Below are 23111 nucleotides of genomic sequence, written 5' to 3'. Positions count from 1 at the left end.
TCACTTTGAGACCGTTTGTGCGAGGAGGTTCAGCACCCGCCGGGGGAATCGGCGGCGCCTGGTCAGTGTGAGCGTCTACGGGCGGTCAGCGCTCTTGATAGGTGGTGTGGTCGAAAGTGGCCCGGCAGCCCTCACCCGCGATGTCCTGCACCCACAGGCCCACGAAGGCGCCGGTGAAGCCGAAGGCGCGGACCAGGCCGCCGATGACCTCGTCGGCGTGCTCGTCGGACAGGATCGTGGCGTCCAGGTCCGCGGGGACCGCCCGCAGGCCGCCGCCCGCGTCGTAGGAGAAGCGCAGGACGGGCCCGTCCAGCTCCGCCCTGAGCGTGACGCGCCCGCGGACCCCGGCGTCGGTGAACACCACCGTGCGGGCCTTCCACGCTAATCAGTCATGAAACTTTCACCGTTGTTTGACAGCGGGAAAGCGCTTACCTATGTTCTGGTTGTTCGCTCACACGTATGCCATTCACGTACGTGGACGAGTGCTCGCTGGGGGGACGCCGAGTCGCGGGTCGAACAGACCCGCCTGGTCCAGCAAGGAGCTCAATCGTGCGACAGAGAATCAACGGCAGGACGGTCGCGGTCATCGCCGCCGCCGTCGCCATGACGGGGACGGCCGTGGCCGGCGTCTCCGTCGCCTCAGCCGCTTCGGCCGCTCCCGCGCCGGGAGCGTACACCGTGGTGAACAACGGCAGCGGGTTGTGCCTCACCGTGCCGGGAGGAAGCTCGTCCGACGGCGTGCAGCTCACGCAGAGCGGGTGCGGCGGCGCGGCGCAGACCTTCAACGTGGTCGCCGACGGCGGCGGCTACCTGCTCAAGCCCGCCCACAGCGGCAGGTGTGCGGGCGTGAAGGACGCCAGCACCTCCGCGGGCAAGGCCGTCCAGCAGGAGGGCTGCTCCGGGGCGGCCTCCCAGAGGTGGAACCTCACCGAGTCGGGATCCGCCTACCGCGTGGTCAACGCCAACGGCGGCAAGTGCCTCAACATCAAGGACAACTCCACCTCCGCCGGCGCCCTGGTGCAGACGAACTCCTGTGACTCGGTGGCGACCAAGCAGTGGCGGCTCGTCCCCTCAGGCTCCCAGCCGACGGACCCGCCGACGACGCCGCCGCCGGGCAACCCGACCGGCCTGGTCGGCTGGGCCACGCAGGGCGGCGGCACCTCGGGCGGCGGCAACGCCTCGCCCGTCACGGTCACCAGCGCCTCCGCGCTGACCAGCGCGCTGTCCGGGACGAACGCGGCCGTGGTCCGGGTGTCCGGCACGATCTCCTGCTCCGGCCTGATCCGCGTCGGCTCGAACAAGACCCTGCTGGGCAACACCGGCGCGACGATCGCGGGCTGCGGGCTCAACATCGCCGAGGCCTCCAACGTGATCGTCCGCAACCTGTCCTTCAGGGGCTGGAACGACGACGCCATCAACGTGCAGTACTCGACCCGCGTGTGGATCGACCACAACTCCTTCAGTGACGGCTACGACGGCGCCGTGGACGTCAAGCGCGCCAGCGACTACGTCACGATCTCCTGGAACAGGGTGTCGAACCACGACAAGACCATGCTGCTGGGCCACGACGACGGCAACGGCAGCGAGGACCGTGGGCACCTGCGGGTGACCTACCACCACAACTGGTTCGACGGCACCAACCAGCGCCACCCGCGGGTCCGCTTCGGCAACCCGGTGCACGTCTACAACAACCTCTACTCCAGCGTCGGCGGCTACGGCGTCGCCTCCACCGAAGGCGCGGGCGTCCTGGTCGAGGGCAACTACTTCGAGAACACCGACGACCCCTACCACCTCGGTGAGGGCGACTCCGGGCCGGGCACCCTGGTGGCCCGCAACAACCACTTCGTCAACTCCGGCACGGGCCAGACGGGCGGCAGCGTCGCCTCCATCCCGTACTCCTACTCGCTCGACGGCGCCTCCAGCGTCAAGTCCATCGTGACGGCGGGAGCCGGCGCCGGCCGGATCTCCGTCTGACCTGAACCGCCCCCGGTGACCGGGCCCCCGCCAGGGCCCGGTCATCGGCATGGCGCGTCACCTCGGGCAGAGCATCCCGATGCCGCAGACGACCACGAGCCGCCCCGGGGTGACGCACTTGAGCGTGTACGGTTTCCCGGTCGGCAGGGTGAACAGCGTCAGCGGCGCGTCGTCGGGCACGCATCCGCCGAGGTCCCTGATCGTCTGCCCGCCGGGAATGCCGGGCATCTCGCCGGACCCGTCCAGCACGAGCCAGCCGAGCGGGACGACGACCGCCGATGCGGACTTCCCACCGCCGGGCGGGCGGCCCATCACCCGCGCGCCGGCCTTCGCGGCGAGGGCGGGAAACCGCGATCCGGTCCCGTCGTGGGAGTGGCGGTCGTGGGAGTGGGGCCCGTGCGAGTGGAGCGCGTGCGAGTGGAGCGGCGTGGGGAGCTTCGCGGGGCGGTCGCCGTACTCGTGTGCCTTGGCCCGCATCGTGAGAGCCTCCTGCGCGGGGCGGCAGGCCGGCGGGTCGGTGCGGGACCTGAGCAGACCGAGAGTGGTCAGCAGGAGGAAGAGGGCGGCGATGACGCTCGACGCCTCGTCCGCTGACGCCGGGCCTCTCGCGACGAACGTGACGATCAGATAGACAAGCGCGCCGAGGGCCAGGGCGCTGGATATGACTTTCCTCGTACGGATGGACTTCCTGTTGTCGGGCATCCCTGGGCCTCGGCTTCTCTCGATATCCGGTCGCTCGTGAGAGCTTGTGTGTGGTTGTGACGCCGCTATTCCGGGTTTCGCCGACTGCCTCGCTGTCACGATTCCGCAACGTTGAAAATTCTACGAGTAATGGCCGAGGGTATTTGAGGATATTTCGGATTTGGGGATGAAAAGTCGGGGTCGACTTGCGTGGTCATATGCCATTTCTTTACCGAGTGGCTGCTACGCCAAAGGCAGGCCGCGCCGTCCTGGGGGGACGGATGACGTACGGCGGGGTGTTGTCCCGGGGGCTCCAGCACATCGGATCGGGCGCGGAAAACCGGCGGGATGGTGGAGTGCTCCCGCCACCTCGGCCGCACTGCTTGTGATCTTGACCGATTTCTCCAGTCCGACCTCGATGAACGTGCGCGCACCGAATCCCGCCGGGATCAACCCCCCGATCCCCATGCGCCATCATCGGCTCCGCCGCGATACGGCCATGAGGTCAAACTGGCGGCAATTCCGCGCCCCTCAAAGGACAGATCCGATGCGCGCGCCATAGGCGGCTCCATGGCATTCGAGGGCGGTGCACCCGAATCGCCCTGAGTTGGCGGGTAATGCCGGCCCCTCCCGAAAGCCGGAGTCGATCTACTCCCGCGTCGACTGGCGGATCGCGCCGGGCGAGCGATACGCCGGCGGCCGATCGCGGGCCACCCGTAGCCCCTGCGCCGTGTGGGCATGCGCGAAAGGTGGCGGCGGGTCCAGCCGCTTACCGTATCGGGCCGTTCATCAAGAATCTCACGTCACGAGCTGAATGCTATTCATAAAACTTCACTGCGGGATTGGCAGAAGAATAGCGCCGACTACGGCGAGCATGAGAAGCGTAGCTCCATGTGATGAAGAACTCCGTGTTCATTCCCGCGGAAATCGCCAGAGCAATCAGACCGGACCTCGTCTTTTGCCTCCGCCAGATGTCTGCCTCCATCCCTCCCTCATAACGTGAATGTGATCGCGACTTCGGCCTCGCCGGAGTTCAAGACCCGCAAGGAGTGTCCGATCATGGTCAACCTCAAGCTCAAGAGTTCTCTTACCGCGGGCGCCTTGGTGCTCTCGGCCTTCGTCGCCCCAGCGGCGATCTCGGTTGGGCCCGCCAACGCCCAGCCCATGGCCCAGAAGTCCGCTACACAGACGGTCGACTATCCGCTGCACCCCTGCAGGTTCCACAAGAACCCCCCGCGGTGCCGCGCTAGAGGCCACGGCGGCGGACACGGCAACATCCGCATCACCAACCAGCAGCAGCAGCAACAGCAGCAGCAGCAACAGCAGCAACAGCAGCAGCAGCAGCAGCAACAGCAGCAACAGCAACAGCAGCAACAGCAACAGCAGCAACAGCAACAGCAACAGCAGCAGCAACAGCAACAGCAACAGCAGCAACAGCAACAGCAACAGCAGAACTAAGAACAACGTCGAAGGTGGCGGGCTGACCAACCCGCAGTAGCGAGCAGCCTGCCATCTGCGCCGCCCGGCTCGCGAAGGGCCGGAGTGTTCTGAGATGAGCCCGCGCCAGTGGGTCAGGGGGCCGCACCGATACCCGGTGACGGCCCTTCGGGCTGTCCGGGAAGGATCATGACCGGCGGACGCGAGTGGACTTCACTTCGTGGCGTCCACCGAAGCGCGGGCACTGTGCCGGTGCGGGTGACCGGGGGCGCAACCGGCCGCGCCCAGGCTGTCGGCGCGCTTCGACCCCGTACCCGCGGCCACGGAAGCACCGTGAACGTGAAGCTTCGTCCCTATGGCGCCGTCTGCCGAAGAGGTCCGGTCTGATCACCCTGGTGTAAGGGGCGCGTTCCCGGTCGTCACGACCGGGTATGGGACGACCGTAACCAGCAGAAAGGGATCGCTGATGAGCGGCATCGGGGACTGGGCGAAGAAGGCCGAAGATCTGGCCAAGGAGCATCCGGACCAGGCCGACCAGGCGGCCGACCGCGCGGAGCGACTCGCCAACGAGCGGACGGGCGGCAAGTACGAGGAGCAGATCGGCAAGGGGGCGGACGCGGCCCAGCGCCGCTACGGCGGCGGTGAGGACGAGCAGCAGCAAGCCGAGCAGGCCGGTGAGCAGAGCGCCGACCAGGGCGGCGGCCAGGGCGGCGAGCAGGGCGGCGGAGGCCAGGGCGGCGAGGGCTGACGGCACCCGGCTCCCTCCTCCCCACGGCCCAGCCTCGGCCGTGACACCGGGGAACTCAGTTGACGGAGGCCGGCGCCGGGGCCGGCGCCTGCACTCTGCCCTGGTACGGGTCGGCGCGGCTGAGCGCGCTGCGGCTGATGTCGGTCACGGCGGCGTCGGTGAACTCGTCGCCGAGCGGGATGCCCAGGGCGGCGAACAGGTCGCGGGCCTCGGCCACGGTGGGCGTGGCGCTCAGCGGTGTCGCCCGCTCCACCGGCAGCAGCCTCGTCTGGTCCAGGCTGGTTTCCAGCTCCACGCTCCAGGAGTTGTAGTGCGGGCTGTCGCGCGGGATGGCCAGCCCGGGAAACTCGGGCCCGCGCTGGGTGATCACCAGGTTGTGCGAGGTGAGGTCGAGCCGGAACAGCGAGATCGTGTCCGACAATCCGATCTTCAGATCCAGCAACTGGCTGTTGCGCTGCCGGTACCAGCAGGCGGCCAGGATCGTCGCGTACACGTCCTTACGGGTCCCGAGCGTGGTCCAGGACTTCTCCTCCGAGCCGTCGTCGGACAGGTTGCAGTGCAGTGCCGTGTATCGGGCGCACAACAGCTCGTCGGTGGGGTCCAGAAGTTCGAGCAGGAAGCGGAGCCTGCTGCGGGTGCGCTTGGCCCGCTCGATGCACTCGGGCAGGGTGACGGCCCTGATGTAGGTGCCCGTGCCGCCCTTGAACAGCCACAGGTTGCTGCCCGCCCGCGCCTCGGCCAGTAAGCGCGAGATTGCCGCCCCGTTGAGCGACTTCACCGAATCTCCACTGGACAGCAACCGCCACATCGCGTCGGTGGTGTGCGACAGGCCGGCGATCTGACCGGCCGTACGCGCCTGCCTGGACCTGTCCCTGATCCACACGAACGCCAGTAGGGCCAGCACCGGCAGGATGAGCTTGTCGGACTGGCCGTCCTGGAGCACCTCCAGCAGGTCGAGCACGCTCACGGCCGCGGCGACGAGGAGTACGACGCCGAGATCCAGGTTGGACAGTGCGGTGCGTAGCCGTTGCAACACGATCGCCATGATTGTCGTTTAACGGCTCCCACGCCGGGCGTCAAGCGATTGCCCGGGATCAAGCGGCGTATCCGCGCGAATTCACGAATCGGCGACGTCACGTATCTATGTCGAGGTCACCGCCTCTGAAGAGTTGACATCGTCGACGAGCGAAGGTGATCACGATGGCCGGCAACAACGGCGTCGACTACCTTTTCACCACGCAGCACCCGCTGGGCCCCATCGGCATCTCCGACTCGGTGAGCACGCCCGTGCTGAAGGCCCTGTACGACACCCGCGTCCAGTTGCACCTGCGGTCGGAGAGCAACCCGCCGACCTTCATCGTGGGCCGGCGCGGCTCGGGGAAGACGGCGCTGCTGCTGTCGCGGGAGTTGAAGCCCAAGAACCTGTCCGTACGGCTCAGCGCGCAGGGTGTCTTCTCCGGGATGCAGTCGGCGACCCGGCGGATCGGCCAGTCGATGATCCTCCCGGTGGAGGGCGTGGCCCAGCTGTGGGAGATGTTGCTGTGGGCGCCGATCATCACCCGTCTGGTCCTGTCCGACCCGCCGCACAAGGACGATCCGCCGCGCGCGTTCCAGATCCTGTGGGAGGAGACGGCGACGCTGCGCCGGGAGGTGAACGGCTCCGCCCGGCCGGACGACGACGCGCTGGACTTCGCCATGCTGCGGTTGATCGAACACGTGGACCACAGCGGCGTCGTGCCGAGCCTGGGGACTCTCCGGCGCGGCTTCAGGCTGGCGGACCGGCCCTGGAGCCAGGTGATCGAAGCGGCGCGAGAGGTCATCAAGGCCCGGGGCACCCCTGTCTTCGTGCTGATCGACTCCCTTGAGCACATCGGCGAGCACGTCGACGACATCAGAAGCATCCTGCAGGGCCTCTTCCACCTGGTCGGCCAGCTCGGGATGCGCATCGGCCCGTCCCACGTGCGCATCCAGTGCTGCTTCCCCAGCGAGCTGTGGCCGATGCTGGACCGCGTCTCCGCCAATCCCATCAAGGACTTCAGCGGCCGGATGGTGCTGCGGTGGCACTGGCAGGACCTGCTCAGCGCGGTGGGCATGCGGCTGCGCATGTTCCTCGAACGGCACTACCCGGAGGAGGCCAGGGGCATCGGCGCGGACGACCACGAGAGGCTGCTCGCGCGCGTGCTCCCGCCGAGCCTGGTCAGTGCGGGCGGGGTCCCGGAGAACACGGTGGCGTACATCCTCCGGCACACGCAGCTCCTGCCTCGCCAGGTGCTCTACATCTTCAACGAGGCGCTGCACACGGCGATCGCGAGGACCGGCTGCCCGCGCATCCGCGTCGACGACGTCCTGGTGGCGGTCGCGGAGGCCGAGGCCACGCTCTGTCCCGAGGTCTTCTCGGCGCACAACTTCCGCCACCCCCACGCGCACGACGTCGCCCGGCGCCTCATCCCGCACCTGCCGTTCCGGTTCGACGACGGCTATCTGCACCGCATGTTCAACCAGGCGGGCATCAGGAAGGAGTTCGGCCTCGACTACGTGCACACCCGCGAGATGCTCACCGACGTGGGAATCCTCGGCCGGTTCGTGAGCGAGACCGAGCGCTATCTCCGCGCGGAGTTCGTGTACGCCGCGGAGGGCCAGATGATCCTTTCCCCCGACGAGCAGTACTGCCTGCATCCGCTGTTCGTCCGGCAGTACAACAGCCGGGACGCCCTGCCGTCGGCCTCGGCCGTCAAGCCGGTCTACCCGTCGGGCACACCGGAGCGAATGATATGACCATCCCGCCGCGCACTTCCCGCTACCGGTACGTCGCCGCCGCCGGTGACGGCCACGACGAGATCGGCATCGCGCTGTCGGGCGGCGGCGTCAGGGCCGCCTGTCTCGGCCTCGGGGCACTCCAGGTCGCTGAAGAGTCCGGCGTGCTCGCCCGCACCGGCTACGTCTCGGCCGTCTCCGGCGGCAGCTACACCGCCACGGCCTTCCTCACGGCGCGAGCGCAGAGGCGGCGGAACCGGTGGCCCGAAGGGGCGGTGCCGCCGTGGAGCCGAGGCTCGCCCGAGGAGGAGCACCTGCGCAGAAACCTCCGTTATCTGGGGGAGGACGCGTCCGACCACTTCCTGGCCCTGTCGCGCTATCTGCTCACCCTGCTGGTGAACCTGGTGCCGATCGCCGCCGTCATCGTCCTGGCGGGATGCGCGCTCGGCGCCGCCTATGGCGCGTTTCACCTCCTCACGCCCGGCGGCGACGTGCTCCATGCCCGCCTGGTCGAGCAGCGGTGGATCGCCGTGGCCGGCGTCGCGGTGGCGGGCGTGCTGCTGGAGGCGCGGTTCGGCTGGGCGGAACGCCTGTCCCGGCGGGTGATCCTCGCCCTGGTGGCCGCGTTGGCGCTGCCGGACGCCGTGGCCCTCACCACCCGGCTCCTCGACGCCAGCACGTTCGACTCGTCGGCGGGCGTGCGACTGGCCGGGCTGGTCGTCCTGCTGGCCGCCGTCGCCATCGGAGTGTTCCGATCGCAGTGGAGCTTCTCGTCCAGCCCGATCCGCCAGGTGCTCCTGAGGCTCCTCCGCCTGCTGTTCTCGGCGTCCATGGCCGCGGTCCTGGTGCTGCCCCTGCTGCTCATGATCGGGCAGGCCAGCCAGTTGCCCCCTGCCACGACGGCCGTGGTCGCCGCCGTGGCGGCCCTGCTCCTGCTGCTCTTCGCGCTGACCGTGCACGCCAACCGCACCTCGCTCCACCACACGTACTCGCGCCGCCTCGACCGCGCCTATCTGGTGCGGACCGGTGACGACGGCATGGCGCCGGTGCGCCTCTCGCAGGTGACGCTCGCGGACACGCACGCCGAAGGGCTGCCCCGCCTGCTCGTGTGCGCCTCGGTCAACCTGCGCGCGGTCGAGTCCGCCGAAGGCGAGGGCTGCGCGTCTTTCGTCTTCTCGGCGGACTACGTGGGCAGTGCCGCCATCGGCGAGGCCTCGCCCGACGTCGCGCAGTCGCTGAAGGCGGCGACCCTGGTGGCCGCCTCGGGAGCCGCCGTCGCGCCCAACATGGGCCGCTACACCGGCCAGGCCAGCCGGATCGCCCTGGCGCTGACCAACCTGAGGCTGGGCCTCTGGCTGCCGAACCCCGTGTTCACGCGCCCGCCGAACCGGCTGGAGGAGCACCTGCCCCGCCGGCTGGTCGACGGCTGGTACGAGCCCGGCCCCCTGTCCACCTGGCGTGAGACGGTCGGCGACCTGTCCGCACGGCACCGTTACGTCTTCATCTCCGACGGCGGGCACTGGGACAACTCCGGCGTCGTCGAACTCCTGCGGCGGCGCTGCCGCACCGTCTTCGCCGTGGACGCCTCCGTGGACGAGCACCGCGTGGGGAACCTGCTGCGCCTGATCGCCCTGGCACGGGCCGAGCTCGGGATCGAGTTCGACGCGGACGGTCGGCTGCTGGACTCCCGCGCCCCGGTCGTGAAGATCAGGTTCAGCTACCCGGACGACACCCGGGACAGCCTCGCGGGCTGCCTCATCCTGCTGCGCACCCACATCGCCGTGGACATGCCGAGCGACCTCGTCGCGCTGGACATGGACCGGGCGGCCTTTCCGCGCCACTCGACGCTCAACCAGTTCCTGTGCGCGCGGGACGTCGACGCGTACATCGCCCTGGGGCGCTGGCTCTTCCAGCGCGGGCTCGACGCGGCGGACCTGCTCCCGGCGAGAACGCAGGCCGCGTAGGGCGGTGTCACCCGTCGTGGTTCGCCGGCCGCCAGGCCATCCAGTCGATGCGGACCCGCTCGCGCCGTGCCGGATCCACCTTCACCGGCACCACCGCGCCGGGCACCACCATCCCCATCGGGATGCGCGGCAGCGACTGCCGGTGCACGACCCGGTAGGCGGGCCCGTCGGCGGGTTGCACGGCCAGGCCGAAGCCGACGACGGGCTGACCGTTGACGGTCATGCCGGTGTCGCTCATCGTCTCGATCACCGCCTGCGCGGGCAGGCCGGTGGCCAGCAGTCGCCGGGCGTTCCGCGACATGATCAGGAACGGCAGCCCGACACATGCCAGGATCAGCGTCGTCCCGCCGATGATCAGCACCGCCATCAGGATGCCCTGCCCCATGCCCACCGCTGCTCCCGGTCTTCTCCGAGTGAATGTTCTCGGAAGCAGTTGTAGCCACCGGCCATTGCACGCCGCTTGATCGCCGATTGCACGACTTTCCGGCGGATCAGGGCAGGGCGGGATTCATCGGGTGGCGTACGAGCCGCGCTTGCAGTGGCTGTCACCACCCACCCGGAACGTCCAGTTCGGGGCGCGGAAGGCGTGCCGGTCGCCGACCAGGCAGCGCCGGGCGTACTTGTCGCCCCGCGAGTCCGTGCCCGCTCCGGCGCGACGCACATCGTCCGTCGCGCTCATGATGTCGTCCCACTCGCCGCCCCGGGTGAACATGTTCCACTCGGTCTCGGCCGCCCTTTCGGAAACCTCCCCGATCACGCCGCTGTCGTTGAGGTCGATCTCCTTGCGCAGGAAGGTCAGCATGCAGCGGCCGGTGCGTTCGCGGTTGCCGCCGTTCTGGGCGGCGCAGAGGTCGCGCAGCTGCCAGGCGATCTGGTAGGTCGGCTTCTCGTAGATGTAGATGCGCACCCTGCGCACCGTGTAGTCCACTTCGAACTGGCGATCCTTCTTGATGACGCAGCCGCCAGCGGAGATCACCACGGCGGTCGCCAGAAGGACCGATCCGCAGAGTCTCCCCAGTCTTGCGAGTGGCACCATGTGACTCGCCTCGCTTGATCGGAATGCCTCGGTCGTGCGTTGCCGGTGGAGCGCCCCCCATTATTCGCTCTGACCACGTCCGGTCAAGAGCCGGTCAGGGGACTGTGACGGATCGCAGGGTGACCTGGCCGAGGAGCGGGTTCAGCAGGTCGGCCTGCGACTGGCCGGCAGGGACGATCACGTCGAGGGCCTTGGGGACGCCGCCCGGGTCGGACGCGCAGAGCGGGGCTGTCCCGCCGGGGGCGCAGACGCCGAACTGGTACGGCTCCGGCGTGGCGGTGAAGCCCCTGGCCTGGTCGGCGCTGAAGCCGTCCTGGCCGGTGAGCACCACCGCGAAGCGCCAACCAGGCCCCGGGCTGCCGAAGGCGGCCCTGGGCAGCGCGATGGTGATGGTGCGGGTGGCGCCGGACGCGCGGACCGCGGCGCCGGCCCGGGCGGTGCCGGCGGCGGTCACCCAGACGGGGGCGGCGAAGCCCTGCGCCTCCACCCGCTGCGTCCAGGCGTCCTGCTCGGCGATGCGGTAGTTGCGCTGGGGGAAGGCCGGCTCGGTCGAGCGCTGCGCCACGGCCGGGTCCTGGACGTAGACGTCGAGGAGTTGGGCGCCCATCTGGTTGCCGAACGTGGGCGTGAGGTCGCGCAGCTCGGCGCGCAGGTAGACGGTGGTGGCGTCGGTGATGACCTGGAACCTGCGCAGGTCGAAGGCGCCCGGCTGGAAGTCGGCGGCCGTCGGGTAGGCGTAGGTCCCGGGGCCGTCGTCGTCGCCGTCGGGATCGGCGACGTCGAGCACGGTCGTGGCTCCGGCGATGTCGCCGACGACGGTGCGCCTGGCGTACGCGGTGCGGCCGCCGGCGGTGGCGGTCACGGTGAGCGCGACCTCGCCGAACGAGACCGGCGCCTCGGCGGTGAAGGCGCCGGTGGAGCCGGCCCGCACCGAGATCAGCTGGGCGGGGGCGCCGGTGTCGGTGGGGGCGGCCGCGATGTCGACGCGGGCGCCGGGCGTGGTGGTGCCTTCGACGGTGACCGAGGCGCCGGTGGGGGTGGCGCCGTCGGCGGGGGCGGTCACGGTGAGCGGCGCGGCCTGCGGCATGCCGTGGTCGGCGTAGCGGCGCCGGACGAGGTCGGGCTGTTCGAGCGGGCGGCCGGCGGCCAGCGACAGGATGAGCCGCACCTGCTGGGCCTGGGCCCAGGACAGCGGTGACGCCGAGCCGGTGGGCCCGCCGGTCCGCAGGCCGATCGAGGCGGTGGCCGGGTCGGCGCCGTAGGGGGAGGCGGGCAGGTCCGGGTTCTCCCAGGCCTGCTCGGGGATCAGGCCGGTGCCCGAGGACATGGCGTGCATCGCCGCCAGCAGCGATCCGGCGGTGCGGGGGTCGCGGGTCTGCAGGGCGTGCTCGGCCCGCTCGCCGGACAGGACGGGCCACAGGTGGCCGGAGCCGGAGTTCGTGGTGGGCCACGGGCTGCCCGACGGCGCGCAGGAGGTGGGGTCGGGCTCGTAACACTCGCCGTAGCCGTCCTCGGTGCCCCCGGTGTCGGAGCCGTAGCGGTACCAGCCGGGCCCGTTCGGAGTCGTACGGCGCAGCACGCGGTCCACGACGGGCAGGCTGGCGAGCACGTCGGGGTCGTCGGGAGGCAGGATGCCGAGCCGGGTGAGCTCCAGGAAGCCCGCGTCCACCACCCGGCGCTGGTCCTCGGTCGGGCCGCCGTTGCCGAGGTTGTAGGAGGTGGCCGCGTCGGGGTCGCCGGCACGTGACAGACGCAGGAAGTAGCGGGGGGCGTACGGGCCGGTCGTGGTGACCGTCCAGGCCTTGACCGAGCGGGCGAAGTGGTCGGCGGTGGCCCGGTAGAGCCTGGCCCGGCCCTGGTCGCCCTGCCCGGCCGCGATCTCCGCGCCCGCGACGAGGCCGGCGATCTCGGCGGCGATCGTGGAGGGGGAGTGGCCCGACTGCTCCTCCCAGCGCTCGACGCCGAAGGCCGGCCCGTGCGCCACCAGGAAGTCGGCCGCCGCGCGCACCCGCTCCCAGAGCTCGCCGCCGAGCCCGGACTGGTAGGCCATGAGAATCGGGTACGCGGTCTCGTCGAGCTGGTCGCCGCCGGAGTCGGGGGCGAGCCTGCCGTTGAGCAGGGAGTTGCGCGGCATCCGGCCGTCGGGCAGCTGCTGGCGTTCCAGCAGGAAGCGGGTCGTGGCGCGGGCGGTCGCCAGATCCCCGGCGGTGAGGAAGGCGGTGAACGTCTCGTAGAGGTCGCGGGCGAACACCTCGCGGTAGGACCCGAAGTAGACCGCCTTGCCGCCGATCTCGGTGCCCGCGCCGACCGCCTGACCCCACGGGCTGCCGAGCGAGGCGACGACGGCCCCGGGGAACGTCTTGTCCTCGCTGGCCTTCAGCACGTTCGCCGAGAGCCGGTAGCGGTCGCCCAGCGGGCCGGGCGGCCTGCGCAACCCGGCGTCGTAGGCGGCCCAGCCGGCCTCGTACCGGGCGCGGGTGGCCGCGAACGGGTGGCCGGCGGCCTCGCCCGCGGTGCGCAGCGCGGCGGCCGCGGTGCGGCCGAAGCCGAGCGCGAACGTCACCTCGCCCCGCCCGTCGAGCGGCAGCCGGGCCGTGGCGACCACGTTGCCGTCCGGGGCGGAGGTGTACGGGGTCAGCGCCCGGTCGGCGTCGAGCTGGGCGGCGCCGTCGCCTGGCGTGCCCGCGTAGGCGACGCTCGCCTCCGGCAGCCGCCGCTCCGCGCGCAGCGCCAGATGGGTGGGGACGGCGTAGTCGCGGTTGGGCGCGGAGGTTTCGGTGTTCGGGTCGGAGATCACCGGGGCGCCGGTCTGACCGTCGACCACGCCGCTGTCGGCGCCGCCGTTGGCCGGGCCGCCACCGCCGTTGCCGTTCACGCTCGCGTCCAGCCGCACGTACAGGCGCAGCCCGGCGGGCCGCAGGCGGGTGCGCACCACCACCGCGTCCCTGCCCGGGTCGGTGAGGTAGGTGGTGGTCAGCTCGTAGCGGCCGTTCCTGCTGGTGGAGGTGACGGTGCAGGTCATCCCGGAGCGGTCGGTGCGCACGGTGTAGGTGGTGTCGCGGGACTGCAGCTCGGTGAACGTGCTGCCGTCGGTGACGGCGAACTGCATGGTCTCGACGTTGGTGTTGTCGATGGTCGGCTCGTACACGTCGGACAGGACGCCGCCCGCGACGGTGTACCAGACCTTGGAGGTCCTGCCGGTCGCCGTGCCCACGCAGTCCTTGCGCGCCAGGCCGAAGTGCGAGGGGGCGCCCGGCCCCGATGGCGCGGGCGCCGCGCCCAGCGCGGGCGCGGCGGGGACCCCGGCCAGCGCGGCGGCGACGAGCAGGGCGAGTGCGAACTGTCGAACCGTGGACATGCGAAGCTCCCTGGGAACCGCACGCGCCCCGTCATCGTGCACCTCGTTGCAGAGAAGACCAGCCCCGCCTCCCTGTCAACCCCGGTGACTCCCCGGGCGGCCTCAGCGGCCCGCCGGGGTGATGCCGGAGATCTGCTCGGCGAGCGCGGCCAGACGCGCCAGCGAGGAGGCCGCGGCGGCGTCCGGGACGGCGACGATGACGTGGTCGATGCCCGCCTCGGCGAGCTCGCCGCAGCGCTGGACGCTCTCGCCGACGCTCTGCCCGTCGGGGACGCGCATGTGCAGCGTCTTCTCGATCTCCTCGTACGGCCTGCCGGCGCGCTCGCAGTGCGCCCGCAGCACGCCGAGCTTGTGCCCGATGTCGGCGCCGTACAGGAGGTTGCAGGCGTCGGCGTGCTCGGCGACGAGGCGCAGCGTCTTCTTCTCGCCGCTGCCGCCGATCAGGATCCGCGGGCGTGCCTGCGGCGAGTTGAGGGTCCGCCCCAGCCGGTAGTGCCTGCCCTCGTACGGCCCGTCCTGCTCGCTCCACATCCGCTTGGCGATCAGCAGCGTCTCCTCCAGCCGCTCGAACCGCTCGGCCGTCGGAGGGAAGGGGAGGCCGAGCCCGCGGGCCTCCTCCTCGTGCCAGCCGGCGCCGATGCCGAGCACGGCCCGGCCGCCGGAGAGCGCGTCAAGGGTGCTGACCTGCTTCACCAGCAGGCCGGGCGGGCGGTAGACGGCGCCGGTGACGAGGGCGCCCAGGGTGACGCGGCCGGTGAGGGCGGCGGCGTAGGACAGCGCGCCGTACGCCTCCAGCATCGGCTCCTCCGCGGCGCCGAAGTTGGGGATCTGGAAGAAGTGGTCCATGACCCACAGGCTGTGCAGCCCCGCCTCGTCGGCGCCGCGGGCGACGTCCGCGAACCTTCCGGCGATGGCGGCGTCGCCGCCGGGCCAGGTGAAGCTGGGGCAGGTCAGGCCGAGTTTCATCGAGTGCTCCTCAAGGGGGTGCCGTTGACGTGCGGGCATGAAAAAACCCTCTCGGCCGGATTTCTGCATCCACGGCCGAGAGGGCAAGGTATGAACTGATTATCTCATGGTCTTGGAGGCGGTTCCCCGCGCCAGGAGTGGCCAGAACATTACGTAATCGAAACATCACTCCGGGTATCGATCACTGTGGACGAAATGATCGAATCACAGGAGGACGCCATGTACCGACACGCCGTCACCGCACTCGCCGTCACCGCCACCAGCATGCTGCTGATGACCGGGCCCGTGGCCGCCGAGCCGCTCCGGGACGACCTCCGATGCACCATGCACACCCTCGACCCCGGCTGGGCGCCCGCCTGGCCGGCGATCGACGCCCTCGGCATCAGGGAGGCCCTCGAGCGGTCGTCCGGCACGGTTCGGGTGTGCGTGGGCTCCTCGACGGGACAGACGCTCGAACGCCTCGGCATCACTACGGACCTGCCCGGCCGCTGAGCGCACTCCACGTGCTGCCGGACGACGGCGCGCAGCGCGGGTTCGCGTCGCAGGCCGCACCCGCGCTGGACCGGCTCGTCACGGCGGCTGGATCCTTTGGTGACCCATGACGGGACGAAGGTTCGACGCGGGCGCGAGGAGGCGGCACCTAACGTCGCGAGCATGACCGACACCCGTACCCCGCCCACCACCGCTCGCGTCCACGAGGTGGACGCGCTGCGCGGCTTCGCGCTGGCGGGCATCCTCGTGGCGAACATCGGCTTCCTCGCCGACCCCGCGCACACGCTGGAGATTGCCAAGTCGGCACCCGACGGACCGGTGGCCTTCGTCGTGACCGCCCTGTTCCTGACCAAGTTCTACGTCATCTTCTCGTTCCTGTTCGGCTACTCGTTCACACTCCAGATGCGCGCCGCGGACAGGGAGGGAGCCGACGTCGGAGCCCGCACCTTACGCCGGTGCCTGGCGCTGATCGCGCTCGGCGTCGTCCACGGGCTCCTGTTCTGGGTCGGCGACATCCTCACCCTGTACGGCGCGCTGGGCCTGATCCTGATGGCCCTGCGGAACATCAGGCCCAGGACGGCCGTCATCACCGGCTCGGTCATCGTCGCCGTCCTGACCGTGGTCTGGTCGCTCCTGGCCCTGCTGACCACCCTCGACCCCGCCGCCTCCCAGGCGGCCGTGGTGGACCCGGCGGCGGGCGCCCGTGCGCTGGCACTGGCGACCGGCGGACCGCTGGACTTCCTCAGGCTCCAGCTGGAGCTGTACCCGACGCTCGCGGGGTCGGTCTGGCTCTTCCAGGGACCGACGGCCATGGCGATGTTCCTGTTCGGGCTGGCGGCGGGCAAGAGCAGGCTCCTGGAGGAGCCCGAGCGTTGGTCCCGCCTGCTTCCCCGCGTCCAGTGGCTGGGCTTCGGCATCGGCGTCCCGGCCGGCGTCTTCTACGCCTGGACGGCCGGCGCTCCCGGAGCCCTGGAGTCCGCGGGCATCGCGCTGAACACCGTCACCTCGCTGGCGCTCGCCGCCGCCTACGTGGCCACCCTGCTGCGGGCGGTCAGGCGCTTCCCCGCCGTCGGGCGGGCCCTCGCACCGGCGGGCCGGGCGGCCGCCTCCAACTACATCGGGCAGTCGGTGCTCGCCTGCCTCGTCTTCACCGGCTACGGCCTCGCCCTGGCCGGCAGCCTGCCGCCGATCGCCGTGATGGGCATCGCCGCCGCGGTCTACACGCTCCTGCTGTGGCTCAGCGCCCGATGGCTGCGCACCCACCGTCACGGGCCCGTGGAGTACGTGCTGCGCCGTGTGACGAACGGGGCCCCTCCCGCGCCGAGGACGCCCGGCGCGACGCGCTGACCCGCGGCAGGTGTTAGCCCAGGATGATCCTGGGCACCAAGCCGCCATGACACCTCCCGCTGTAGTGCGCAGGCTCGTGGTGATGGGCAACCCGGCGGCCGGCGGCGTCGACGGGCGGACGCGCGAGACCGTCCTCGACGCGCTGGCGGACGAGGCCGACGTGCTGTCCTGCGATGTGGAGCGGCCCGGCGACATGGAGCGCGTCCTGGGCGAGCACGCCGACCGGGTGCCGGTCGTCCTCGGCGGTGACGGCACGGTGCACGCGGTGGTGACCGCGCTGCTGGCAAGGGATGAGCTCGCCACCCGGCCGATCGGGCTGGTCCCGCTGGGCACCGGCAACGACCTGGCGCGCGCCCTCGGCATCCCGCTGGACCCGCGCGAGGCGGCGCTGGCCGTGGCGCGCGGCCGGGAGCGGACGCTGGACCTGATCATGGACGGCGAGGGCGGGGTCGTCGTCAACGCCGTGCACGTGGGTGTCGGCGCCCGCGCCTCTGAGCAGGCGGCCGCGCTCAAGCCGGTGCTGCGCCGGGCCGCCTACGCGGTGGGCGCCATGATCGCCGGGCTGCGCAGCCGGGGGTGGCGGCTGCGCGTGCAGGTGGACAACGAGCTCATCAGCGACGGCCGCAGGCGGATCCTCATGGTGGGCGTCGGCAACGGCGTCTCGATCGGCGGCGGGACCCCGCTGGCCCCCCGCGCGCGGCCTGACGACGGCCTGGCGGACGTCGTGGTCTCCTTCGCCGTGTCACCGCTGGCGCGGCTCGCGTTCGGAGTGCGGCTGCGGAGCGGCAAGCACCCCGAACGCGGAGACGTCCTCACCGTCAGGGGCAGCACGATCACCGTCGAGGGCGAGCCCGCCCCGGCGAACGCCGACGGCGAGCTCTCCCCGCCCGCTCCCCGCCGCACGTGGACGCTGCACCCCGCCGCCTGGCGTGTCATCGTGCCGGACGCGGAGCCCCAGGCGACGCCCGGCTGACGCCTTACAGCGGCGCCCGCGGTCCCAGGAGAGTTAATGCCGACGCAACCTCCCCGATCACCATGCGGTAACAGTCCGTAGCCAGACTGCACCGCATGAGCGATGCACCCTACGGGCACCACCTGCAGCGTCACGTGCGTTCCTGGCGGAGGGAGATCCTGGAGCTCGCCGCGCTGTTCTTCGCGGTGGGCGTGGCGCACCTCCTGGCCACCCTCCTCGGACACCAGCAGCCGGGCCCCGTCGTGCTGGTCGGACTCGGCGTGGCCCTGATCACCGGCGCCGCGATCCACAAGCGGCTCGGCCTGCGCAGGCCCCGGCGGGCCGCGCCCATGCCGGTCGGCGGCGGCAGCGGGGCGCCGATGGCCCTGTGGCGCATCCGGATGAGGGTGGTGGAACGCCCGGGCCGCCTGGCGGCGGTGGCGGCCGCGTTCGGCCGCCTGCGCTGCAACATCCTGGCCCTGCACATAGCCCCGACCGGCGGCAGCGCCATCACCCCGGCCGGCTGCGACGCCCTGGACGAGTTCGTCATCGAGGCGCCCAGGGACCTGGCTCTCGGCGTGCTGGGCGCCGCCCTGTCCGGGGCCGGCGGGCACGACGTGGTCATCGTCCCGGCGCACGTCAAGGACCTGACCGATCCGGCGGTGCAGGCGCTGGTGCTGGCGCAGCGGGTCGGCGCCGATCCCGACCGGCTGCCCGAGGCCATGGCCGAGCTGCTGCGCGTATCCGAGATCGAATGGCGGCGTCCCGGCGACACCGTGGACGAGGGCGCCGAGCTCAACACCACCATGGTGATCTCCGTGAACCCGGACCGGGCCTTGCTGCTCAGACGGCGCGGGCTGCCCTTCACCCCCACCGAGGCGGCCAGGGCGGCGGCCCTCACCGCCGCCGCCAGGCACGCCCGCTACAGCGCCGCCTGATCCCGAAAGATCACCGCGCCCCCTGGCAACCGGCCATCCGATGGATCAGAGTGGATACCGCCCGCCATCCATCCGGGGAAACCACTCAGGGGGTCACGTGCACGAGTCGACGGCGCTGCCGCTCTACATGCGGAGGACGGGGTTCGATCCGGCTCCGGAGCTGGGAGCCCTGCGCGAAGACGAGCAGATCAGTCGCATCAGCACGCCGTTCGGCGTGGACGCCTGGCTGGTGACCCGCCACGCGGACGTGCGCGCGGTGCTGGGCGACGCCGAGCGGTTCAAGATCGCCCAGCGGGGCATCGGGCAGCTGCCGGGGGCGCCGGAGATGACCGAGGAGGAGCTCGCCGCGCTGCGGGCGGGCAACCTGCTCGGCTGCGACCCGCCCGAGCACACCCGGCTGCGCCGGATGCTGACGCCGGAGTTCACGATCCGCCGGATGCGCCGGCTGGAGCCGCGGATCAACGACATCGTGCGCGAGCACCTGGACGCGATGGAGAGCGCAGGCTCGCCCGCGGACCTGGTGAGCTCCTTCGCGCTGCCGATCCCGTCGCTGGTCATCTGCGAGTTGCTGGGCGTGCCGTACGCGGACCGGGCGGGCTTCCAGCATCGCACCACCCGCATGCTCGACATGTCGGCGCCGATCGAGGAGCGGGTGGGGCTGCAGCTGGAGTCGCGCGCCTACATGGCCGAGCTGGTGGCCCGCCAGCGGGCCGAGCCCGGCGAGGACCTGCTCGGCATGCTGGTGCGCGAGCACGGCGACGACCTGTCGACGAACGAGCTCATCGGCATCGGTGGCCTGCTGCTGCTCGCCGGGCACGAGACGACCTCCAACATGCTCTCGCTGGGCACGCTGGCCCTGCTGCGCCACCCCGGCCAGCTGGAGCTCCTCAGGAAGGAGCCCGAGCGGGTCGACGCCGCGATCGAGGAGCTGCTGCGCTGGCTGAGCATCGTCCACTCCGGCACCTTCAAGGTGACCACCACCGAGGTCGAGCTCGCCGGGCGCACGCTCGGGCCGGGCGAGCTGGTGGCGTGCGCGCTCCCGGCCGCCAACCGCGACCCGAGGCTCCTGCCCGACCCGGACAGGCTGGACCTCACCCGAGGCGAGCCCGGCCACGTGGCCTTCGGCCACGGCGTGCACCACTGCCTGGGCGCGCCGCTGGCCCGGATGGAGATGCGGATCGCGTTCCCGGCGCTGCTCCAGCGCTTCCCGGGGCTGCGCACGACGGAAAGCGAGCCGCAGTTCCGCTCGTTCAACATCGTGTACGGCCTGGCGACGCTGGAGGTGGCCTGGTAGACCGGGCGATACGACGCGGTGGACTCGCGCCGGACGCCGGCTTCGGCGTGCTCGTGGCCGGAGTCCGCGACGCCCTGACGGCCTCTGTCACGACCCCTGGTCCGGCGCCGGGGTGATGGGAAAGTTGTGGCGGAAGACATTGGCCGGGTCGTACACCGCCTTGATGCGCCGGAGCCGCTCCAGGGTGGCAGGCGGGAACGCCTTGGCCAGCAGCGTGTCGTCGGCGTGGGTCTCGAAGCTGAGGTAGACGGCGTCCACGCCGAGCCGCTCCCACGCCCGCTCGGCGCGTTCCCGGCGCGACTCGCGCAGCACCACGTTCAGGGAGAAGTTCTGGGTGCGATGGGCGTAGGCGGTGGCGTCGGGGGCGGTGTCGTTGACCGCGCCGCCGACCGAGCGCACCTGGATCATGGTGACGTCGCCGTCGGCGAACATGGTGGCCAGCAGCGTGGCGGTGGCGCCGTCGAGGTGGCCGACCAGCGCGGAGTGGGTGCGGAGCAGCGACTGGCCGTGGTGGGCGTTGTGGTGTGGTGCGACGATCGCCGCGTACGGGGTGAGCTGGGCCTGCTGCTGCAGCACAGGCCCCAGCTGCAGGAACGGCTCCAGCGCCGCGACGGCGGCGTCGGCGTCGTCGCCGGCCCACGTGACCAGGGTCTGCGCCAGCGCGGATGCGCCGGCCTGACCGGGGAACACCGTCAGGAACGCCGTCAGCGGTCGCGGGCTCTCCTCGACCAGGCGTCCCCACTTCTCCAGGAAGGCGGCGGTGTCGGAGGCGTCGTGCACGAAGGCGGCGAAGACGACATCGCTCACCTCGGCGGCCTCGATGTCGAAGGAGGTGACGACGCCCATGTTGCCGCCCGCGCCGCGCAGCGCCCAGAACAGGTCCGGGTGGCTGCCGGCGTCGGCGCGGACGATCCTGCCGTCGGCCAGCACCACCTCGGCGGCCCGGACATGGTCGAGGGTCAGCCCGTAGGAGCGGGCCAGGAAGCCCTGCCCGCCGGCGGTCGCCAGGCCGCCCACGCCCACGTCGCCGTAGTCGCCGGAGCTGATGGCCAGCCCGTGCGGCGCCAGCGCCTGCGCCACGTCTCCCCAGCGGGCGCCGGCGCCGACGCGCACCAGCCGCCGCTCGCGGTCGATCACCTCGACGCCGTCGATCGCGCCGACGTCGACGACGATGCCGCCGTCGTTGGTGGAGCGCCCGCTGATGCCGTGCCCGCCGCTGCGCACCGACAGCGGTACGTCCTGCGTACGAGCGAACGTCAGAGCCTCGGCCACCTGCTCGGGCGTGGTGACACGGAGCACCAGGCCGGGGGAGCCGCGCCAGATGTAGGACGAGCGCACGCTCTCGTACGCGCGGTCGCCGGGCTCGACCGCGACGGCGGCCAGTGAGGCGGGAAGCGTGTCGTAGTCGATGCCCGGCCGGCGCAGCGCGAGCGCGCGAGCCGGGCGCGCCGTCCCGGCCGCGGTGCCGGTCGCGGTGCCGGTCGCGGTGCCGGTCGCGGTGCCGGTCGCGGTGCCGGGCGAGCTCTGGGGGCGGACGCGCTCGGCGGCGACGGCCTCGCGCAGCGCGGGGGCGACCTCCTGGGCGAAGGTCTGGATGGCCCGCGGGTCGTCGGAGCCGAGGATGAAGGTGGAGACGCCGTCCTGCAGCACGAAGGGCAGCAACTGCTCCGCCCAGGTGGCCATCGGGCCCTGCGGCAGCTCGCCCCCCATGATGTTGAGCAGGCGTCGGATCTCGCGCGGGTCGCGCCCCGCCTCGGCGGCAGCCTCATCAATGATCTTGTTGCCCGCGCCGATGTCCTCGGGACGGGCGTAGCCGAGGCTCGGCAGCCATCCGTCGGCCTTCGCGCCGACCAGGCGCAGCATGCGCGGCTTGTACGCGCCGAGCCAGATCGGCACCTCGTGCGCGGGGGCGGGGCCGCGCTTGGCTCCCCTGACGGAGTAGTAGGCTCCGTCGACCTTCAGCACGCCGCGCTCATCGGCGTCCCACACACCGCGGATCACGTCGATGGCCTCGCCCAGCGCGTCCACCGCCTGGCCGGGGGTGAGCCGCCGGCCGCCCATCGCCTCGATCGCGTCCCAGAACCCGCCTGCTCCCAGGCCGAGCTCGATCCGCCCGCCGGACAGCAGGTCCAGGCTGGCCACCGACCGGGCCAGCACGGCGGGGGGCCGCAGCGGCAGGTTGATCACGTTGCCTGACAGGTGGATGCGCTCGGTCCTGGCGGCCACCCAGCTCAGCAGCGTCCAGGTGTCCAGGAAGCCCGGCTGGTAGGGGTGGTCCTGGAAGGTGACCAGATCCAGCCCGGCCTCCTCGCTCATGCGGGCGAGCTCGACGGCCAGGTCGGGCCGGCGGTTCTGCGGGGTGATGAACGACCCGAACCGCAGATCGTGGCCATAGTCGGGCATGGGGGTCCTCCGGCAGAGATGGTAGATATGTCAACCATAACCCCTTTGGGTGATGCGTCAACCAAGTAGGTGACATATCAACAATTGGTGACGTACGCTGCGAAGATGACCCACCACCGACCGGCTACCCCGCCCCCTTCAGCGCGACGGGCCCCCACCGCGGCCCCCGAGGTGCTGGGCGCGCAGGGTGCGGCCGCCGTCCCGCGACCTGCGGAGCTGGACGCCTGGCGGCGTCACACCACCGTCCACGCGCAGCTCGCGGCTCACCTCGCCCGCGAGCTCACCCGCGCCACCGGCCTCTCCGAGGCCGACCACCAGATCCTCGACGCGCTGCTGGACGCGCCGAGCAACCGGATGCGGGCGCTGGAGCTGCGCTGGACCCTGCAGTGGGAGAAGAGCCGCCTGTCCCACCAGGTGGCCAGGATGGCCGCGCGCGGCCTGCTCGAACGCGTCGCCTGCACCAAGGACGGGCGGGGCGCGGACATCTCGCTCACGGCCGCCGGCCGGGAGGCCGCCGCCCGCGCGCGGGAGGTCAGGGAGGAGTCCGTACGCCGCCTCGTCCTGGAGTCCCTCGGCCCGGAGCGCCTGGCCCGCCTCGCCGAGGCCGCCGACCTGCTGGCGGAGCGGCTCGACCGCGCGGCCGAGGGAGACCCGGCCTGCCAGGAGGCCCGCGCGGCCCTCTACGGCGACGAAGGCGGGTGACAGACCGCGCACGTGCGCGCGGGCCGGACAGGACGGGACACAGGTGAGCCGGGGACGCAGGGCGG

At 71.6% G+C, this 23111-nt stretch carries 19 protein-coding genes; 11 read left to right on the top strand and 8 right to left on the bottom strand.

The genetic code is table 11. The features are described 5' to 3' along the window. Positions 1-85 precede the first annotated feature (85 nt). Positions 86-364, bottom strand: a complete 279-nt coding sequence (locus tag V5E28_RS02120) for a hypothetical protein (protein WP_336204394.1) — start codon at positions 362-364, stop codon at positions 86-88. Between the two features lie 185 nt (positions 365-549). Between V5E28_RS02120 and V5E28_RS02115 the strand changes: the two genes are divergently transcribed. Next, the gene (locus tag V5E28_RS02115; protein ID WP_336204392.1) at positions 550-1974 is read left to right on the top strand and encodes a pectate lyase family protein; all 1425 of its coding nucleotides are present in this window, start codon (positions 550-552) and stop codon (positions 1972-1974) included. 57 nt (positions 1975-2031) lie between these two features. On the opposite strand, the gene V5E28_RS02110 is transcribed toward V5E28_RS02115, so the two are convergent. Then, complete coding sequence (locus V5E28_RS02110) at positions 2032-2676, bottom strand: hypothetical protein (protein WP_336204390.1); 645 nt, start codon at positions 2674-2676, stop codon at positions 2032-2034. 978 nt (positions 2677-3654) lie between these two features. Between V5E28_RS02110 and V5E28_RS02105 the strand changes: the two genes are divergently transcribed. Together V5E28_RS02105 and V5E28_RS02100 are read left to right on the top strand one after the other, a co-directional pair. Further along, positions 3655-4113 carry a hypothetical protein gene (locus V5E28_RS02105; protein WP_336204389.1) on the top strand — a complete coding sequence of 153 codons (459 nt, stop codon included), beginning with the start codon at positions 3655-3657 and terminating at the stop codon, positions 4111-4113. A 445-nt stretch (positions 4114-4558) separates the two neighbouring features. Next, complete coding sequence (locus V5E28_RS02100) at positions 4559-4840, top strand: antitoxin (RefSeq protein WP_336204387.1); 282 nt, start codon at positions 4559-4561, stop codon at positions 4838-4840. Between the two features lie 55 nt (positions 4841-4895). Here the strand turns inward: V5E28_RS02100 and V5E28_RS02095 are convergent, their stop codons facing one another. Then, positions 4896-5885, bottom strand: a complete 990-nt coding sequence (locus V5E28_RS02095; protein ID WP_336204385.1) for a hypothetical protein — start codon at positions 5883-5885, stop codon at positions 4896-4898. 155 nt (positions 5886-6040) lie between these two features. Here V5E28_RS02095 and V5E28_RS02090 point away from each other — a divergent pair, with 155 nt between their 5' ends. Beyond that, positions 6041-7615 (top strand): P-loop ATPase, Sll1717 family, encoded by a 1575-nt coding sequence (locus V5E28_RS02090; RefSeq protein WP_336204383.1) that lies wholly within the window; start codon positions 6041-6043, stop codon positions 7613-7615. Continuing rightward, positions 7612-9558 carry a hypothetical protein gene (locus V5E28_RS02085; RefSeq protein WP_336204381.1) on the top strand — a complete coding sequence of 649 codons (1947 nt, stop codon included), beginning with the start codon at positions 7612-7614 and terminating at the stop codon, positions 9556-9558. The genes V5E28_RS02090 and V5E28_RS02085 overlap by 4 nt, the downstream gene beginning before the upstream one ends. 7 nt (positions 9559-9565) lie before the next feature. Here the strand turns inward: V5E28_RS02085 and V5E28_RS02080 are convergent, their stop codons facing one another. The 4 genes from V5E28_RS02080 to V5E28_RS02065 all read right to left on the bottom strand — a co-directional run bounded on the left by V5E28_RS02080 (position 9566) and on the right by V5E28_RS02065 (position 14918). Next, the gene (locus V5E28_RS02080) at positions 9566-9949 is read right to left on the bottom strand and encodes a hypothetical protein (protein ID WP_336204379.1); all 384 of its coding nucleotides are present in this window, start codon (positions 9947-9949) and stop codon (positions 9566-9568) included. A gap of 117 nt (positions 9950-10066) precedes the next feature. After that, on the bottom strand, positions 10067-10537 hold the full coding sequence (locus V5E28_RS02075; RefSeq protein ID WP_336204377.1) for a hypothetical protein: 471 nt from the start codon (positions 10535-10537) through the stop codon (positions 10067-10069). A gap of 151 nt (positions 10538-10688) precedes the next feature. Beyond that, entirely contained in the window at positions 10689-13952 is a 3264-nt protein-coding gene (locus V5E28_RS02070; protein ID WP_336204375.1) for a glucodextranase DOMON-like domain-containing protein, read from the bottom strand. Positions 13953-14054: 102 nt separating this feature from the next. Then, a complete protein-coding gene (locus tag V5E28_RS02065; RefSeq protein ID WP_336204373.1) occupies positions 14055-14918 on the bottom strand; it encodes an LLM class F420-dependent oxidoreductase in 864 nt (287 codons plus the stop codon). Between the two features lie 219 nt (positions 14919-15137). On the opposite strand from V5E28_RS02065, the gene V5E28_RS02060 reads away from it, so the two are divergent. The 5 genes from V5E28_RS02060 to V5E28_RS02040 all read left to right on the top strand — a co-directional run bounded on the left by V5E28_RS02060 (position 15138) and on the right by V5E28_RS02040 (position 19941). Beyond that, positions 15138-15410, top strand: a complete 273-nt coding sequence (locus V5E28_RS02060; protein WP_336204371.1) for a hypothetical protein — start codon at positions 15138-15140, stop codon at positions 15408-15410. A gap of 162 nt (positions 15411-15572) precedes the next feature. Then, positions 15573-16757 (top strand): DUF418 domain-containing protein, encoded by a 1185-nt coding sequence (locus V5E28_RS02055; protein WP_336204369.1) that lies wholly within the window; start codon positions 15573-15575, stop codon positions 16755-16757. A gap of 46 nt (positions 16758-16803) precedes the next feature. After that, a complete protein-coding gene (locus V5E28_RS02050) occupies positions 16804-17730 on the top strand; it encodes a diacylglycerol/lipid kinase family protein (RefSeq protein ID WP_336204367.1) in 927 nt (308 codons plus the stop codon). A gap of 95 nt (positions 17731-17825) precedes the next feature. Further along, a complete protein-coding gene (locus V5E28_RS02045) occupies positions 17826-18647 on the top strand; it encodes a hypothetical protein (RefSeq protein WP_336204365.1) in 822 nt (273 codons plus the stop codon). 97 nt (positions 18648-18744) lie between these two features. Then, positions 18745-19941 (top strand): cytochrome P450, encoded by a 1197-nt coding sequence (locus V5E28_RS02040; protein WP_336204363.1) that lies wholly within the window; start codon positions 18745-18747, stop codon positions 19939-19941. An 87-nt stretch (positions 19942-20028) separates the two neighbouring features. Here V5E28_RS02040 and V5E28_RS02035 read toward each other — a convergent pair whose 3' ends face one another. Continuing rightward, positions 20029-22344 carry an LLM class flavin-dependent oxidoreductase gene (locus V5E28_RS02035; protein ID WP_336204361.1) on the bottom strand — a complete coding sequence of 772 codons (2316 nt, stop codon included), beginning with the start codon at positions 22342-22344 and terminating at the stop codon, positions 20029-20031. Positions 22345-22449: 105 nt separating this feature from the next. On the opposite strand from V5E28_RS02035, the gene V5E28_RS02030 reads away from it, so the two are divergent. Continuing rightward, positions 22450-23046, top strand: a complete 597-nt coding sequence (locus V5E28_RS02030; protein WP_336204359.1) for a MarR family winged helix-turn-helix transcriptional regulator — start codon at positions 22450-22452, stop codon at positions 23044-23046. Positions 23047-23111: the final 65 nt, after the last annotated feature.

The organism is Nonomuraea sp. LPB2021202275-12-8 (genome assembly GCF_037044575.1).
In the GTDB taxonomy this organism is placed as follows: Bacteria; Actinomycetota; Actinomycetes; order Streptosporangiales; family Streptosporangiaceae; genus Nonomuraea.
The sequence above is the reverse complement of the archived record's forward strand: the minus strand, read 5'-3'. Positions and strand labels throughout refer to the sequence as shown.

What these genes read in the sequence shown, in the direction of transcription:
- V5E28_RS02110 (WP_336204390.1), bottom strand. Translation starts at nt 2,676, where the DNA reads ATGCCCGACAACAGGAAGTCCATCCGTACGAGGAAAGTCATATCCAGC.
- V5E28_RS02100 (WP_336204387.1), top strand. Translation starts at nt 4,559, where the DNA reads ATGAGCGGCATCGGGGACTGGGCGAAGAAGGCCGAAGATCTGGCCAAG.
- V5E28_RS02095 (WP_336204385.1), bottom strand. Translation starts at nt 5,885, where the DNA reads ATGGCGATCGTGTTGCAACGGCTACGCACCGCACTGTCCAACCTGGAT.
- V5E28_RS02090 (WP_336204383.1), top strand. Translation starts at nt 6,041, where the DNA reads ATGGCCGGCAACAACGGCGTCGACTACCTTTTCACCACGCAGCACCCG.
- V5E28_RS02085 (WP_336204381.1), top strand. Translation starts at nt 7,612, where the DNA reads ATGACCATCCCGCCGCGCACTTCCCGCTACCGGTACGTCGCCGCCGCC.
- V5E28_RS02070 (WP_336204375.1), bottom strand. Translation starts at nt 13,952, where the DNA reads ATGTCCACGGTTCGACAGTTCGCACTCGCCCTGCTCGTCGCCGCCGCG.
- V5E28_RS02065 (WP_336204373.1), bottom strand. Translation starts at nt 14,918, where the DNA reads ATGAAACTCGGCCTGACCTGCCCCAGCTTCACCTGGCCCGGCGGCGAC.
- V5E28_RS02060 (WP_336204371.1), top strand. Translation starts at nt 15,138, where the DNA reads ATGTACCGACACGCCGTCACCGCACTCGCCGTCACCGCCACCAGCATG.
- V5E28_RS02055 (WP_336204369.1), top strand. Translation starts at nt 15,573, where the DNA reads ATGACCGACACCCGTACCCCGCCCACCACCGCTCGCGTCCACGAGGTG.
- V5E28_RS02050 (WP_336204367.1), top strand. Translation starts at nt 16,804, where the DNA reads ATGACACCTCCCGCTGTAGTGCGCAGGCTCGTGGTGATGGGCAACCCG.
- V5E28_RS02045 (WP_336204365.1), top strand. Translation starts at nt 17,826, where the DNA reads ATGAGCGATGCACCCTACGGGCACCACCTGCAGCGTCACGTGCGTTCC.
- V5E28_RS02035 (WP_336204361.1), bottom strand. Translation starts at nt 22,344, where the DNA reads ATGCCCGACTATGGCCACGATCTGCGGTTCGGGTCGTTCATCACCCCG.
- V5E28_RS02030 (WP_336204359.1), top strand. Translation starts at nt 22,450, where the DNA reads ATGACCCACCACCGACCGGCTACCCCGCCCCCTTCAGCGCGACGGGCC.